The organism is Bacteriovorax sp. DB6_IX (assembly GCF_000447775.1).
Classification (GTDB): Bacteria; Bdellovibrionota; Bacteriovoracia; order Bacteriovoracales; family Bacteriovoracaceae; genus Halobacteriovorax_A.
Genome location: NZ_AUNJ01000030.1, coordinates 1 through 15,425, shown reverse-complemented (window position 1 = coordinate 15,425; position 15,425 = coordinate 1). Strand labels below are relative to the sequence as shown.

The following is a 15,425-nucleotide window of genomic DNA, read 5'->3' as shown; positions in this document are numbered from 1 at the left end:
TATAATCTCATCAAAATCATCGCCAGCGAAGACACTGATTGAGACAATAAAGAGCAATAAAAACTTCATAGATATTTCTCCATAATTCACTTGAGCTTAACCTTAATCATTATAAGGGGTTCTCTATTTGAGACACCTTTTTTACATGATTTAGATGCTAAGTTGAATGATTTCAGTAAGATATATTTCTAGGTATTTATCGGACGAATTTGTGAATTGCCTAAAAAAAAAGGCTCCTTAAACAAGGAGCCTTTTGGGTTTTATGTAAGAATCGCTTATTGTACTGAAACTTGAAAGTCATCAGCAGGAATCTCAGCGATGTCACATACTACTTTATGAGCATCTCTAATACCTTTTTTCTCGAATGCTTTATCTGCCATATCAAGCATCATATCAACATTGTCACAAAGTGCTGGCTCAGCCTTGAAGTCTTCAGCTCTTTTGATAAGAACTTTATAGGCCTTCGCAAGCTTCTTCATATTCTGGCACTGTCCTAAAATAGACTCTGCTTGGTTTAGCTGACCTTCCATTTGATTAATCTCTGCATGAAGATTTGCATTTTGCTCTTCAAGTCTTTCGATCTTACCTCTTAACTGAACAACAGTTGGTTTTGCAGTTCTAGCGGCAGTTAATTGTCCTTGAAGGCTAGTAACTTCGGCTTGTGCTTTGGCAATCTTAGCTGGTAGAGATGCTTTTTCCTGTGGAAAGCTAGCAATTGCGGCCTTAGCACTTCTAATCTTTGACTCACCATTGGCCATTTTTCTTTCAGCATCTTTAATACGCCCACGGTATTTCTTTCTACAAAATGTCCCAAGTAGTCCACCTTTACACTTACTCTTCTTCATTTCGTTGTGGGCCTTATCTTTCTTCCCTTGAGCAATATCAGATTGCCCCTGAGCAATTTTTCTTTTTTCAGCTCCAATTAGCTTATCCATCTGAGTAGATAGAACATGAAGTCTGCTCTCAAGAGACTCCGCTCTATTTCTTGCATTTTTTGCACTACTCGCAATTGATTGGATTTCGTTTTCTTTCTCTCTCTTTTGGAATCTTAGGTCTTGAATTTTTCCAACAAGATCTTGGTCCTTTAGCGCTTGGATTTCTGTTATAAGATCATCAACTATGATTTTATGAGGTGTACAAATTTTGTAATCTTTCTCATCAAAATTAGCTCCAGCTCCAACAGTAGCGATTGAACATAAAAGTGCAGCAACAATAGTCTTTTTCATAGTCATACCCTCTCCCTTATAACTATTAGGTTTCTTCAATAAACGTGACCGTCTTGGCCTTGTCTTGATTAAAACTGTATAAAGCAAAGGGTGTGCCAAAAATGTAAGCACATAAAAAGGCGTTTAGGGTCAAAACGACTCCAAACTCGAGGGGATTCTTGTCATATTTTAGGATAAAATTACACCGGGCTTACTTTGACACCGGGAACTTTTTACATCCGTTAACCTCTAGGGTCTTCATGTTCCATCTAACAAGTATTTCTTTGCCGGATTTAGCCGATGAAGAAAGACACTTATAAAACTTTTTCTTTGAATGATAGAGCGCTGCTTTCTCTTTAAATGAGACAGTATAGGATGTCTTATTTCGCTTCTTAAGAGTTCTCACTCTCAATCTGCCAGACATATTCTGGGCCATAACACCAGAAAAAGAAAAGCAAAAGATAACCATTACTTTTACTACATTTCTTCCCATTGCATCCACTCCTGACCCCAAGGGTCCATTCCTGTTTTATAGCGTTCCATAGTATCTGCCGCCATTCTCATCTTCATCTCTTCAGTTAAACGAGTATCGAGATCTGGCCAGTAAGGCTCTGAACTGGTTACTGCATATGATGTTTTCCCAAAGACTGCAGTATTGGTTGGTGTTGGGTATGCCACTCTCTGACTATCGTCAAAATCAACTTCCATCAACGCTGACCACTCTTTAGGAGTTAAAGGCTTTTGCGAGACAGAAGGATCAATAATCATTTCTTGAACTTTACCTTTTTCATCTTCAACGTAAACCACAGGTGCCACATGGTAACCCCAGGTCTTAGTCATATCCTCACCAGGAATTTGAAGAGTACCACGTAACCATGCCTTATCAACATGAATCCCTTCTTCTTCAAACATTCTGGCCATGAGGTGTGCTCGGGCGTAACAACCATCGAAAGTATAATCCCAGGCAATATCATTTCTTGCTCTCGCCTTATCAAAAATCTCCTGTGCCTTTTTCATCGAAATTGTTTTACGTGAGCTTCTTCCTATTTCTTTTAGTTTCTGATAACTCTCAGGGGAATAATAAACACCATTTTGAACACAGGCATGTCCAGGTAGTGACTCGAGATTGATAAAGTTACTTTCAATCATGCCATTAGTGAGTTCAATCAACTGCACCATTTCAGCATTCTTAAGGTCATCATGTGCCTCAGAGATTGTCTTATCCATGAGATCACCCATCTTTGGGCTACACATATCAAACTCACTCATAAGCATATTGGCCGATGAGAAATTTGTAAGACCGGCGAATAACTCTGGGTTCTTATTATAACGGCCAGGAACAAGCATATTTGGTTTAAAGGTTAGGCCTTGAAATAGCTCGCCATTTCTCTCTAAAAGCGCCTGACCATTGGCTCCGTATATCCCCTTTATTCGACTTCCTGTTTTAGAAATACCAGATTGATTAAAAGAGAAAGACTCGAAATATGAGCTTTGACCATAACGATCTTTTAAAAGAAGGACCTTATTTCCCTTATCATCTTTTCCACAATCTAATAGGGAGCAGTTAACACTCTTTAAATCGCGACGACATGTTAAGGATTCTCCGCTTTCTAATTCAACTTTAAGACGAGACGAATTCATCTGAGCATCAAAGTGTTTTCTTCTTTGCTCATACTCCTTTTTTACGGATTCAACAAAATCAAAAATTTCTTTATCAGTTTCAGTAACTTTATTTTCTTCCTCTTCATAGGCAAAGAGTCTGCGATGAATATCAGAAAGACCATGAGCGAAGTTGGCCATATCGCCTTTGTAATAATATCCAACACTAGGCATCGGCGCCATGAGGTCTGCTCGTGTGACATTCTTTACATAAACAGTTTCTCCACCATTGTCATAGATCTCGTAAACTTCTTTAGGCTCATACTTTCCATCTTTTGATCTTTTAAAAGCGACGTATTCCCATCCCGTCTCCTTTACGAAGAACTCGTCTCCATTACTCCCCTTACAAAGGAAGGTGTTTTCTGCACCATTTGAGATACAACCAGACAACGGTGCTTCGCCATCGAGATTGATATCGTAGGAGTAAACAAAGGTTTGAATTAAAAAAAGTAATAAAAGTTTCGCTCTTCTCATAAGTGACTCATCGTCATTTTCTTCTAAATACTTGAGTTTATTAATCACTTTTTGCAGCACCCAAGAATAGTGTAAGAATCAAAGATCATCTTGCACAAATACCTGAAATTTAACAATTTCTAGACTTGCCAAAGGGTCCCTTTCAAGATGAAATAATGACTTAATCCTAATCTGCCAAACGAGGAGGAAGCTATGACTAGACGAGTGGCAATTACGGGAATGGGTACGATCTGTGCTCTTGGGCAAAACTTAAATGATGTATGGAATGGACTTGTTGAAGGAAGATCAGGAATTTCAACAGTCGAAAACTACGATATCGATCAACTTGCAGTGAAAATCGCAGGAGAAGTTAAAAACTTTGAACTCTCAGAAGATCTTCTCGAAGCAAAAGATCAAAAGAAGTATGATCGCTTCATTCACTTTGGACTTCACGCAACTGATGAGGCCCTAAAAAACTCAGGACTAAATCTTAAAGATTACGATCCATATAAGGTTGGTGCAATCCTAGGTGTTGGTATGGGTGGATTCCCTATCACAGAAGAAACTGGAAAAATGTTTCACGAAAGAGGACCAAGAAGAATTTCACCATTCTTTATCCCGGCCATCATTCCAAATATGGCCACAGGGCTTTTAAGTATTAAGTATGGATTTATGGGTGTGAACTACACTGTTGCTTCGGCTTGTGCTTCTTCATGTCACGCCATATCGACAGCCGTTGAAGAGATTAGATCAGGACGTCACGACGTCATGATTACAGGTGGAACAGAAGCTGTTGTTTGTAACCTGGCAATGGGAGGTTTCATCAATATGAAAGCCTTCTCTAAGAGAGTCGATGAACCAGAAAAAGCATCTCGTCCATTTGATACAGACAGAGATGGATTTGTTATGGGTGAAGGTGCTGGTGTTCTTATTCTTGAGGACCTTGAAAGTGCTAAGAAAAGAGGTGCAACAATTTACGCTGAGATCGTAGGTCATGGTGCTTCTTCAGATGCCCACCATATCACAGCTCCACACCCAGAAGGTGCTGGTGCTTTTGGTTGCATGAAAAAAGCTATCGAAGATGCTGGAATCAAACCAGAAGATATTGGTTACGTTAATGCACACGGGACTTCAACTCCACTTGGAGATAAGGCCGAGACAAAGGCCATTAAAATGGTACTTGGTGAAGACCACGCAAAAACAATTAACGTTAGCTCAACAAAATCAATGGTTGGTCACCTTCTTGGTGCCGCAGGTGGAGTTGAAACAGTATTCACGGCAATGACTCTTCATACGGGAGTTATTCCACCAACGATAAACCTTGATAATCAAGATCCAGAGTGTGATCTTAACTACACGGCCAACGTGGCCCAAAAGAAACAAGTTGATTATGCACTTAACAACTCTTTTGGATTTGGATCAACTAACTCATCTCTTGTCTTAAAGAGATACACAGAATAAGGAAGGCTATGTTTCACGAAAACTCGAAATCATTAGAGTCCATGGATGCAGAGATTTTTGCTCTGACAAATAAGGAACTAGAAAGACAAGAACTTGGTCTTGAACTCATTGCTTCTGAAAACTACGCCTCTAAGGCCGTTATGCAAGCGCAAGGATCAATTCTAACTAATAAGTACGCTGAAGGGCTACCAAAGAAACGTTACTATGGTGGTTGTGAAGTTGTAGATGATATCGAGCAAATCGCAATTGATAGGGCCAAGGAACTTTTCAACTGTAAGTTTGCAAATGTTCAACCCCACTCTGGTTCACAAGCTAATATGGGTGCTTACTTTGCTATCATTCAACCTGGTGACAAAGTTATGGGAATGGATCTCGCTCAAGGCGGGCACTTAACTCACGGTTCTCCAGTTAACTTCTCTGGAAAGTTATTTGATATTGTTTCATATGGACTTGATATCGAGACAGAAGTTATCGATTATGAGAAAGTTAGAGAAGTGGCCCTTGCACAGAAGCCTAAACTAATTGTGGCCGGAGCGAGTGCTTATCCAAGATCAATAGATTTTAAGAAGTTTAGAGAGATTGCTGATGAAGTCGGTGCTTACCTACTTGTGGATATGGCACATATTGCAGGACTCGTCGCTGCCGGTGTTCATGAAAGCCCTCTAGAACATGCCCATATCGTAACAACGACAACTCACAAAACACTAAGAGGACCAAGGGGTGGCCTCATTCTTACAAATGACGAAGAGCTTGCGAAGAAAATTAATTTTAATATCTTCCCAGGTATCCAAGGTGGACCGCTAGAGCACGTAATTGCTGCTAAAGCAGTTGCATTCAAGGAGGCCCTTACTCCTGAATATGTTGATTACCAAAAGCAAGTTATCGCAAATGCTCAAACTCTTGCAGAGTCACTAATCGGACTTGGAATGGAAATCGTTTCTGGTGGAACTGATAACCATCTTATCCTTATGAAAACTGACCCTGCTAATCTAACAGGAAAAGAAGCTGAAGCAGCTCTTGAGGCCGCGGGTATTACTTGTAACAAGAATATGATTCCTGGAGATTCTCGTTCTCCATTCGTCACTTCTGGTGTTAGACTTGGGACTCCGGCAATTACAACAAGAGGTTTAAAAGAAGAACAAATGAAGCTTCTTGCAAACTGGATTGTTCAGGCTCTCAAAGCTCACGACAAACCGGCTGATCTTCAAAATATCAAAAAGAATGTTGAAGAATTATGTAAGCAATTTCCAGTATATTAAAAGATGATATAAAAAGGCCCTCGAAGTAGGGCCTTTTTATTATTCGAAAATTTCTTGAATTTTGTTTAAAAGTCTTTCCATTGAATGAGGCTTCGTTAAAACAGCTGCAACCTTCCCCTCAAATTCATCGAGTAGGTCTTGTCCAATAAAAGCACTTGTGACGATAATTGGAGTCTCACAATTAAGTTCAGAGTTACACGACTTTAATTTCGAGACGATTGTGTCCCCTGTACCATCTTGTAAAAGAAAGTCCGTGATAATTAGATCAAACTTGATCTTAGATAAAGCCTCTTGAGCGCGACTAATTTTTTCTGTTCGCAAAACTTCAGCCCCAAGCTCAACTAGCTCATCTTCGATGATTTTTGCTAAATCAACCTCATCTTCAATATATAGAATCTTTCTGTTTTGTAATAAATCGCTCATTAGCTCTACTCCCTAAACTAGGCATATTTAATAACCTAGTATCACATCATCTGACCTACCATGGCAACAAAGCATACCAGTAGGATTAGCTGAATCGCTATACTCACGAATGTCTCCTAAATTTGTGTGTTACTTAAACGTTAATGCCCCTACATATGGCGGTCAAGAAAATTCACATTCCAATTGTCAGAGTGCTCCTATTTTTTAGTATTTAGATAGAAAGAGGTTATTTTATGTTCTGTCCTTCTTGCAACGCACAAGATACAAAGGTTATCGACTCACGACACTTGTCTGACGGTCTTGCCGTGCGTCGAAGAAGAGAATGCCAAGTATGCCTAAAGAGATTCACGACCTATGAAAAATTACAATTACAGCTGCCGGCCATTGTAAAAAATGATAAAAGGCGTGAACCATTTAACCGAGAAAAGATCAGTAAGGGTATTAACAAGGCTTGCCAAAAAAGGCCTGTGACGACTCAAGAGATCAACCGATTGATTGATGAGGTTGAAAGAACCCTCGCTGAAAATCACCCAGGTGAAGTTTCGGCTAAGATTGTCGGTGAAATTACGATGGAAAAGCTCTATCTCCAAGATCCAGTTGCCTATGTAAGATATGCTTCATTCTACTGGAACTTTAAAGATATTAACGGCTTTATCCACAGCTTACAAAAAAGTATTGATCAAATAAGTAAAGGAAGTCCAAGTGAACCAAGCCAACTTCAACAATAAGACTGTCGCAAGAGAATATGCTTTTAAATTCATTTATAAGCTATTTCTAAAAGACTTTAATCTTGAGAAAGATGAAATTCTAAATGACGAATTTAATCTAGATCAAGCTATTTTAGAGTTCGAAGATAGTTATATCAAAGAAGATGATGAGCACTTAGACAATAACCTAAACCCTTCAATCCAAAAGTTTGGAAAGGACCTTGTAAAAGGATATCTTTCTAAAGAAGCTCAAGTTGTTGACCTCATTTCAACATTCCTTCAAAAGAGAAGTTTTTCTTCGATTGGAAATATTGAAAAAGCAGTTCTTTGCCTTGGTGTCTACGAGTTACAATTCACTGAAACTCCAGGGAAAGTCGTTATTAACGAGTATATTAATCTTGTTAAGAAGTTTGGTCCTAAAGAGTCATTTGCCTTTATTAATGGAATCTTAGACAAAGTAAATAAAGAACTTAATTAATGAAGACTGAGCTCTACGATAAAATTCTATCCCATGTAAATACTGATTCCGTTGGAGTCATTTGGTTTAGTGAAAAGTCTCTTGCAAACGAGAGTGAGATTATTAATATCTTTGACTATCTCGTTGATGGCCAAATGAGAAACTTTGCTGAATTTGCGAAAGAAAATAATATCCAAATTGAGTCTGAAAACAACTTCTTCATTTCTAATAATTTTGATTCACCTTTTATTCTTTTAAACTTTTCTACTGAGAATGAGTTTAAAACGAAGGACTTTGAAGACTTTAAAATGATTCTTTCAAAGCTTGGTAGTCATAAGAATAAGAATCTCTCCGTTATTTATCCAGAGAGCTACAAACTTCCAAAATTTGTTAAAACTAGTAAATTCGAGATTAGAGAACTGGCCTATTAGTCAGCAGTATTTAACTGTCCACAGGCTGCGAGAACATCATCACCCTTTGTTTTTCTAATTAACGTTGGGATCTTATATTCTCCAAGAATACGTTTAAAGCCATCTGCCTTCTCATCAGAAGGGCGTTGATAATTTGAGCCAGGAAATGGATTGAATGGAATAATATTTATATAGGCTCGCTTCCCCTTTAAAAGCTCTCCTAGCTCTCTTGCGTGAGCTTCTGAATCATTTAAATCAGCAATAAGTAAATACTCATAAGTCACAAACTGCTTCTTACTCAATGGGAGATCATCGATATAATCAAGGACTTCACGAAGAGGATACTTTCTATTAATTGGAATAAGTTCGTTTCGAATTTCATCATCAACTGCATGAAGTGACAAGGCCAAATTCACACCAGGTATCTCATTCTTCCATCTTTGAAGACCTGGGATATAACCTGAAGTAGAAATCGTGATTTTTTGAATTCCTATACTCATTCCCTCTTGAGCAATGAAAATTTCACAGGCCTTTTTAACAGCATCAAAATTATGCAGAGGCTCCCCCTGTCCCATAAAGACAATATTGAGGATTCTTTCCTCATCAGGCCTATTGGTCCTTAACCACTGATTCGCTCCTAGAAATTGCCCGATGATCTCAGAGGCATCGAGATTTCTTTTTAGGCCTTGGGTTCCGGTAAAGCAAAAAGAGCACTTCATTGCACAGCCAACTTGAGATGAAAGACAAATGGAATATTTATTGTGAAAGGGAATTAAAACAGACTCAACTCTTCTGCCATCTGATAACTCGAAGAGAAACTTCACTGTTCGATCCTCGGCTTCATGAACAGTATGAATTTTTGGAAGCTCAAAATTATAATTATCAGCGATATACGAAATTGTGTCCTTAGAAACATTATTCACACAAGGAGAGATATTCTTTTTCTTGTAGTGCCAGTTAAAAAGTAAACTTGCGGCCGTAGTTTTTAGACCGTTCTTTTTAAGCTGCCCCTCAAGGTCGCTAAAACTTAAATTATAGAAAGATTCCATGGCGGGCATACTAACCTTTCCTCCATATGAAATCAATTCATACATTAGGCTAAACTTAAGGACTTCTCGTTAGCTATAAGCACACTTAATCTTACAATTCAGAAGCGGAAGCTAACACAATCCAAACATTCACCAACCTCAATATTTTCAATAGCTTAACCATGAACACTTGTTGAAATTTTTTCAAAAGCCATAGCTAAATGCTCAATTATTAGTTATAAGTGGCACAGATATTTTTTTACACATGCATGAATTAAGGAGCTCTTGTGAATTTCAAAAAGATCGGTACGTCTGCACTCGCTACATTTATTGCTATGGGAGCTAATGCTTCTACAGAGCCAATGGAAAAGTTCTTTGTAGATTACGCTAATTATGAAGAGTATATCTACTCTGATTCTAAGAAAACAGAAGTTGGAGACCAAGTAGAGCTAGAAATTGCTCTCAAGTACAACTTCTCAAAAGACACTTTTGCAAAGTTTAGATTCGAAACATCTCCAGAAGATAACCGTTTCGACAACAAGACTTCTAAGTTTGAAACTAGAATTGGTCACACTTATAAGGCCTTCACATTCCAAGTTGATGGAGAACTTCAAACAGATGAATCTGATAACGGTGGGACTTCTATGGGTCTAGATCTAGACTCTGAATCAACTTTTATTTCATACAAAATTAATAACAACTTCAACCTTACTTTTTACCCATTCAACTTTGATGGTGAAGTTGGTGAAGAATTTAATACTTGGGACGTAACAAGAATTTACTTTATTGATGGTCAACCAAGTGATTTCTCGTCTGGAACTCAGCCAACTGATGTTAAGATCGCAGAAAAGACTATCCCAGGTTTCGTTCTGACATACTCTAAAGACCTTTTCAAAGCATACGCGGGTATTGGTAAGGCAACATATGAGCATCCAGTAAACTCTTCATACGATGTTGTTAACAATGCAGTAGCAACAAGATGGGAAAGAAGAGAAGATACTGGTTACAAGTTTGGACTTTCATATAATAACGATGAGTCTCTAAGACTCTCTCTAGATTATGTGACACATACAGAAGCTAAAGAGACAGGTTCTCTTCTAGAGACAGCTGCTTCTGCTCAAGCTCTAGTAAAACTTCCAAAGAATATTCTTATTGAAGCTGAAATTGCTTACTCTAAAGCCGGTGAAGAGGCATGGAATACTTCTAGAAGTGGTAACTGGTTTAGCACAACAACACCATTTCAACCTGTATATGCTGATAACTCAAGCAATATTCAAGACTGGGTTGGAAAATCTGATATGGCCTATGCACTTAAAGTCGGAATGGTTCTTGAAAATCAAACACCATACTTCTTTGTTAGACACCAAGGTGAACATTTCATCTTCATCGAAAGAGAATCAGCTCACAGACTTAGAACAGCTGATGATTCACTTTCACACGGTGGACTTCTTAGATACGGGATTGGTTCAAAGATTAGAGCTGGTAACTTCTCTATTCAACCAGAGTTCGAAATCTTAAAGGCGAAGAATCCTGTTTTCACAAGTTCTTCTGACCTTAGAGCAGACAGAATTAACAGCTCATTCGTAAAAAATGACTACTTACTATACTTAGAAGTTAACTATGATTTTGATGGACACGAGCTTTTTAGCTTCTAGTCCTCTTTGGAGATCAAATGAGATCATTATTATTAAGTGCTCTAATTCTAACAACAGCGACAGGACTAACATCTTGTTCTAATGATAAAACTGTTGTTGGTAATGAGAATGAGTACATTGGACTTAGCACTGGACAGGCCGCGGATATCTCTTCAGCTATCAAGCAAGGAGAGCAAATTCTCAGACTGAATCAGCAAGGTAATATCCTGACGGCTTCAACGCCAACGGATAAAGAAGCTGTTCTTGTGTCTGTTAAAAAATCCCTCGCTTCACTAAGAAAGCTTCGTGTTGATAATTCCGATGTCGCTGCTGTTTCTCAGCTTCTACAACAAATCAAGCTTTTTAATGAAGCTGATGTTGAAGTGAGAGATGGAGATACAATTCCCGTCTTCTTTGACAAGATCGGAAAGGTAGCATTTTCACTTGCTCAGAAATTAGGAATTGATAGTGGTGATATAAAAGCGAGAGCTTACTTTAATGACTTCACTGATAGTATGGGAGCCTTCACTTTCCATAATGAAGGTTCGACTTGGGAGATTGGAGCAAGAAACGAAGATACAATGATTTCAACAGTTGGAACTGGAGAATCATGGTTACTCTCTCCTACTCTTAATCTTTCAGGTGCAGGTGCTGCTGATTTCGAATTTTCGCATCAAACAAATTACCAAGATAAATCTCCAAATAGAGCTGATATCCTTAAAGAATCATTCAAAATTCTTGTAAGTAGAAACTACGTAAAGGGTGACCCAACTGCAGATGGAGTCGTCTGGGAAGAGCTTAATGAAAAAGATTTACTTGATGGAACATCTGCACTTCCAGCAGGAGAAATGTTCCATACAATCAATACAAAATATAACCTGAATGATTTTGTTAACGAAAAAGTAACAATTGCTTTTAAATTTTCTCCTCAGTCAGGAAATAGCAGAGCGAGCTGGAGTATTTATAACTTCGCACTCAACACTCAAGTGGTTCTGGATCAAATAGTAAGGCGTGAAGTTCCTAAAAGTTATCAACCAAAGAAGAACTTTGATACTTCACTGGATGGTTTCCTAACTCTTGGTTCTCCTGAGTGGGAACATGGAAGCTTTAGAGGAAATGGGTACGCACTTGTAAAAACAAGTAATCAACAATCAGGATACCTACTAAGTCCTAGAATTAAATTTACTGAAGCAAAAGATGCGACAATTATTCTCGGACACATTGGTCAAAGACTTCAACAAGAGAATATTGTTGTTAAAAAGAGTTATGACTATAAAGGTGGCGACATCAACTCTGCAACTTGGGTTGATGCTGGAATGGTTTTTGGAAAGAACTACTCTGCTAACGACAAGTTCTACTCTAGCTTTATCACTAAGATCAAGATTTCAGAAGAAGATGCAAATAAAGCATTTACACTAAAGTTCTTTATCAAAGAATCAAGCTACACTGATAATCAGGTTTGGGAGCTTGACTCATTTGACATCCAAGGGACACTTGGAAGTGTTGAATATCAAGACTTATCTGAACCAACAGACTCATCACAAGTAACATATACAGCAATCAAGACCATCGCTGATGAGACACTTAGAAAATCAATCTCTTGTGTAGATAAGAGAGGTAAAACTATTGATGTCTTAAGAGTTTATGATGATGTTTCAAAATTCAATGTTCACAATTGTGCTGACAAAGAAGAAGCCTTCAGCTTCGTTGGAACTCAGGTCCTGAACAAGTCTGATTTAAATGGAAAACTGACAATTTCTCAAATCTTTGATTTTGCAAATGAGACTAGTATTAATTCTGCAAAGATCCTGATTGTTCCAGAGTCTGTTAACACTGCGCAAGCCGTTGAGTCAGCACTCCAGAATCCTGGATCTGTAGGAACTCTTTTTGATGTGACAATTCAAGAAACAGTTAAAGATATTGATCTAACAAGCTTACCAGATTCTTTTAGAGTTATCTTTGCTTACAAGCCATTCTTTGTTGATGGTAAGGCAAAGTACTTCACTTGGAAGATCAACGGTATCAATCTAGGAGATAAATAATGAAGGCCTTTAATAGTATACTACTAATCATTGTAGCTTCTTCGGTACTCCTAGGATGTTCTGATCAAAAGTCATATCGACTGACTGATGGAAATGTCATCATCAATGGTGAGAATGCACTTAACTCTTCATCAACAGCTGGAAACCTTATGGCCACAGCGATAAAAGAAGTAAATGATTTAGATGTTGTTCTCTACCCTTCAGAAGATATAGGTAACGCAGAAAATATCATGTCACTTTCGGCCAATCCTGAAAATAATATGATCTCGTCGATTCAGGGACTCTTCCCACAATATGGACAAAGGGATCAATTTAGAATTGGGACGATGAAAGGAAAAGATATTAAGGCCTTTATCTACGAAAGAGCGACAGAGAAGTACACAAACCCATTTCAGGTTGCAGGGCTTAAATATCATATTCACTTTGTCGGTGGTGTACCAAGGTTTAAGAACTTTTCAGAAAGAAGAGGACCTCTTCAAGACAATAAAAGATACAAAATTGCAATTAGTGAATACTACTACAAGAATGGTGAAGTTTTCCCAAGATATGAATATAGAAACTCAATGAGTTATAGATTCAGATTCTCAGGAAGAAAAGTTTCTGCCAGAAAGTCGCTTGAAACATACCTTAGCCAACTTGAGGAAATGCCTCTTCTTATCGAAGAGCGTGGAAAAGTGACGACATATGAGATTGGAGATGCGGGAAGACTTACAATCCCTCAAATTCAAGGAACAAAATTTATGTCGGCCCATTACGGGAAACGCGTTACAACAAGAGGTGTAATTACTTCTGTTGCCAATGTTTCATGGTTCCCAAAAGGACTGGAAATCTACATTCAAGATCCAAATGGTGATGGAAATCCAAAGACATCTGATGCGCTTATGGTTTACATCCCAACGAATAACCCATTCTACAAATTTCTAGAAAAAGCTCCGGACTACAAGATTGGAGATATGATTGAAGTAAGTGGTGTTATTTATGAAGGAATTAGACCAACAGGACTTAGTTTAACTTCTATTAGAAATGTCACAGACCTAAAAGTACTGAGCAGTGGGAATACTCTTCCTGAGGCTACTCTAATTGGAGAAGGTGGTAGAAAAATCCCAACGAAAGTCTTCTCTAACTATAATGGTGACCTGAATCTAAAGGCAGAACTTGATTTGACTCAAGCTCTAGACTTCTACGAAAGTTTAGAAGGTATGAGAGTTGCTGTGAACAATCCAAGAATTCTTGGTTTTAGAGGTGGAAAAACAGACGTAACAGATAAGAACGCTAAGAGACACTTAACTCTTTACGCAAGAGCTGATGGTCATAGAGTTTCAGATAATGAAACGAAAACAGGTGGAATTATCATCAATGAAGATACTGATGACTTCAACCCTGAGATCTTCTCTATTGCGACAAGTGATCACACAAAGAGACTTGAGATGAATCACTACTACAAAGTTGGTGATACAATTAATGGTCGAGTTGAGGGTGTCTTCACTTACCTAAAGAACTTATTTGGTGGTGGTGAGTACACACTGGTACTTCCAGAAGAACAACAACCGATGAACGATATTACAATTCGTAGAGATGGTTTCAAGTTTTCTGACAGACCTAAAACAACTTTAATTTCTGATGAGAACTCACTGACAATTGCGGCATTTAATATTGAAAACCTACCAGGAACAAAAGCGGCTGAAGAAAGAGTTCAAAACCTAGCAAGAGTTATTGAGACAAACCTCAAGTGTCCTGACATCTTAACTCTCGTTGAGGTTCAAGATGACAATGGAGAGAACTATAATGGTGGTTCATCTGCCTTTAGAACTCTAAATAAAATTATCACAAACCTTAATTGTAATGCGAACTACCAGATGGCGAATATCGACCCTGTCGTTCATGCAGAAGGTGGTCAACCAGGTGGGAATATTAGAGTTGCTCTAATTTACAAGGCCGATAAAGTTGGCTTTCCAGCTCGTTTAAATCCAAACCCTCTTGCAACAACAGTTGTAATGAGCAATGGATCAATTAGTAATAACCCAGGAAGAATTTATCCTCATGATCCCGCATTTAGAAACTCTAGAAAGAGTATAATCGCTGAGTTTGACTTTAAGGGTGAAAAAGTTTTCGTGATCGGTAACCACCTTAACTCTAAGCTTGGAGATAGAGACAGACATGGAGCAATTCAACCATTTATCTCTGGTTCAGAAGCGAAGAGGGTTCCAAAATCAAAGAAGCTTAATGAGTTTGTAAATATCATCAAAAAGAAAAATCCAGGTGCTCACGTATTTGTTATGGGTGACTTCAATGCAAATATGAATGAAGGATCAATGAAAGTTCTTGAAGGTGATATTTTAGTCAACATGATGAGAATGCTTCCAAAGAAAGAAAGATACTCAACAAACCATAATGGTAACTCTCAACCTCTAGATTATATTTTCTCAACAAAAGAAATCCTAGAAAGAGATGCAAGATTTGAAGTTCTTCACATTAACTCTGATTATATGGGTAGAACATCAGATCACGATCCAGTTATCGGTAAGTTCAATTTCTAAAAATGAATGAGTTAAATTGATAATAAAAAAGCCTCCGAATGGAGGCTTTTTTTAATTCATAGCTGCAATATATGTAACCCATGATTCACAATTTTCTTCTTCCTTACAAGGATAGAAATTTCCATCCCCTGTACCGTCATCATCTGTTCT

At 38.1% G+C, this 15,425-nt stretch carries 13 protein-coding genes; 8 read left to right on the top strand and 5 right to left on the bottom strand.

Annotation, left to right across the window (positions count from 1 at the left end):
- Positions 1 to 275: 275 nt before the first annotated feature.
- From M901_RS00945 to M901_RS00935, 3 genes are all read right to left on the bottom strand, one after another.
- Positions 276 to 1,226 (bottom strand): hypothetical protein, encoded by a 951-nt coding sequence (locus tag M901_RS00945; RefSeq protein WP_157679751.1) that lies wholly within the window; start codon positions 1,224 to 1,226, stop codon positions 276 to 278.
- A 190-nt stretch (positions 1,227 to 1,416) separates the two neighbouring features.
- Entirely contained in the window at positions 1,417 to 1,698 is a 282-nt protein-coding gene (locus M901_RS00940) for a hypothetical protein (RefSeq protein WP_034719337.1), read from the bottom strand.
- Positions 1,683 to 3,386, bottom strand: a complete 1,704-nt coding sequence (locus M901_RS00935; RefSeq protein WP_021276274.1) for a protein-glutamine glutaminase family protein — start codon at positions 3,384 to 3,386, stop codon at positions 1,683 to 1,685. The genes M901_RS00940 and M901_RS00935 overlap by 16 nt, the downstream gene beginning before the upstream one ends.
- Before the next feature lie 144 nt (positions 3,387 to 3,530).
- Between M901_RS00935 and fabF the strand changes: the two genes are divergently transcribed.
- Positions 3,531 to 4,778 carry a beta-ketoacyl-ACP synthase II gene (gene fabF, locus M901_RS00930; protein ID WP_034719334.1) on the top strand — a complete coding sequence of 416 codons (1,248 nt, stop codon included), beginning with the start codon at positions 3,531 to 3,533 and terminating at the stop codon, positions 4,776 to 4,778.
- Positions 4,779 to 4,786: 8 nt separating this feature from the next.
- A complete protein-coding gene (gene glyA / locus M901_RS00925) occupies positions 4,787 to 6,037 on the top strand; it encodes a serine hydroxymethyltransferase (RefSeq protein ID WP_021276267.1) in 1,251 nt (416 codons plus the stop codon).
- A gap of 39 nt (positions 6,038 to 6,076) precedes the next feature.
- On the opposite strand, the gene M901_RS00920 is transcribed toward glyA, so the two are convergent.
- On the bottom strand, positions 6,077 to 6,460 hold the full coding sequence (locus M901_RS00920) for a response regulator (RefSeq protein ID WP_021276277.1): 384 nt from the start codon (positions 6,458 to 6,460) through the stop codon (positions 6,077 to 6,079).
- A gap of 233 nt (positions 6,461 to 6,693) precedes the next feature.
- Here M901_RS00920 and nrdR point away from each other — a divergent pair, with 233 nt between their 5' ends.
- The 3 genes from nrdR to M901_RS00905 are packed head-to-tail and all read left to right on the top strand — an operon-like array spanning position 6,694 to position 8,055.
- Positions 6,694 to 7,188 carry a transcriptional regulator NrdR gene (nrdR, locus tag M901_RS00915; RefSeq protein WP_021276276.1) on the top strand — a complete coding sequence of 165 codons (495 nt, stop codon included), beginning with the start codon at positions 6,694 to 6,696 and terminating at the stop codon, positions 7,186 to 7,188.
- On the top strand, positions 7,163 to 7,645 hold the full coding sequence (nusB, locus tag M901_RS16080) for a transcription antitermination factor NusB (protein ID WP_021276271.1): 483 nt from the start codon (positions 7,163 to 7,165) through the stop codon (positions 7,643 to 7,645). The genes nrdR and nusB overlap by 26 nt, the downstream gene beginning before the upstream one ends.
- Positions 7,645 to 8,055: a hypothetical protein gene (locus M901_RS00905; RefSeq protein WP_021276272.1), complete on the top strand. Its 411-nt coding sequence runs from the start codon at positions 7,645 to 7,647 to the stop codon at positions 8,053 to 8,055. The genes nusB and M901_RS00905 overlap by 1 nt, the downstream gene beginning before the upstream one ends.
- Here the strand turns inward: M901_RS00905 and rlmN are convergent.
- On the bottom strand, positions 8,052 to 9,083 hold the full coding sequence (gene rlmN / locus M901_RS00900; RefSeq protein WP_034719341.1) for a 23S rRNA (adenine(2503)-C(2))-methyltransferase RlmN: 1,032 nt from the start codon (positions 9,081 to 9,083) through the stop codon (positions 8,052 to 8,054). The genes M901_RS00905 and rlmN overlap by 4 nt on opposite strands.
- Positions 9,084 to 9,349: 266 nt before the next feature.
- Between rlmN and M901_RS00895 the strand changes: the two genes are divergently transcribed.
- Genes M901_RS00895 through M901_RS00885 form a run of 3 tightly spaced genes read left to right on the top strand, consistent with a single transcriptional unit; the run spans position 9,350 to position 15,275 of the window.
- The gene (locus M901_RS00895; protein WP_021276273.1) at positions 9,350 to 10,717 is read left to right on the top strand and encodes a hypothetical protein; all 1,368 of its coding nucleotides are present in this window, start codon (positions 9,350 to 9,352) and stop codon (positions 10,715 to 10,717) included.
- Between the two features lie 17 nt (positions 10,718 to 10,734).
- Positions 10,735 to 12,738 (top strand): hypothetical protein, encoded by a 2,004-nt coding sequence (locus M901_RS00890; protein WP_021276275.1) that lies wholly within the window; start codon positions 10,735 to 10,737, stop codon positions 12,736 to 12,738.
- Positions 12,738 to 15,275 (top strand): endonuclease/exonuclease/phosphatase family protein, encoded by a 2,538-nt coding sequence (locus tag M901_RS00885; RefSeq protein WP_021276278.1) that lies wholly within the window; start codon positions 12,738 to 12,740, stop codon positions 15,273 to 15,275. The genes M901_RS00890 and M901_RS00885 overlap by 1 nt, the downstream gene beginning before the upstream one ends.
- Positions 15,276 to 15,425: the final 150 nt, after the last annotated feature.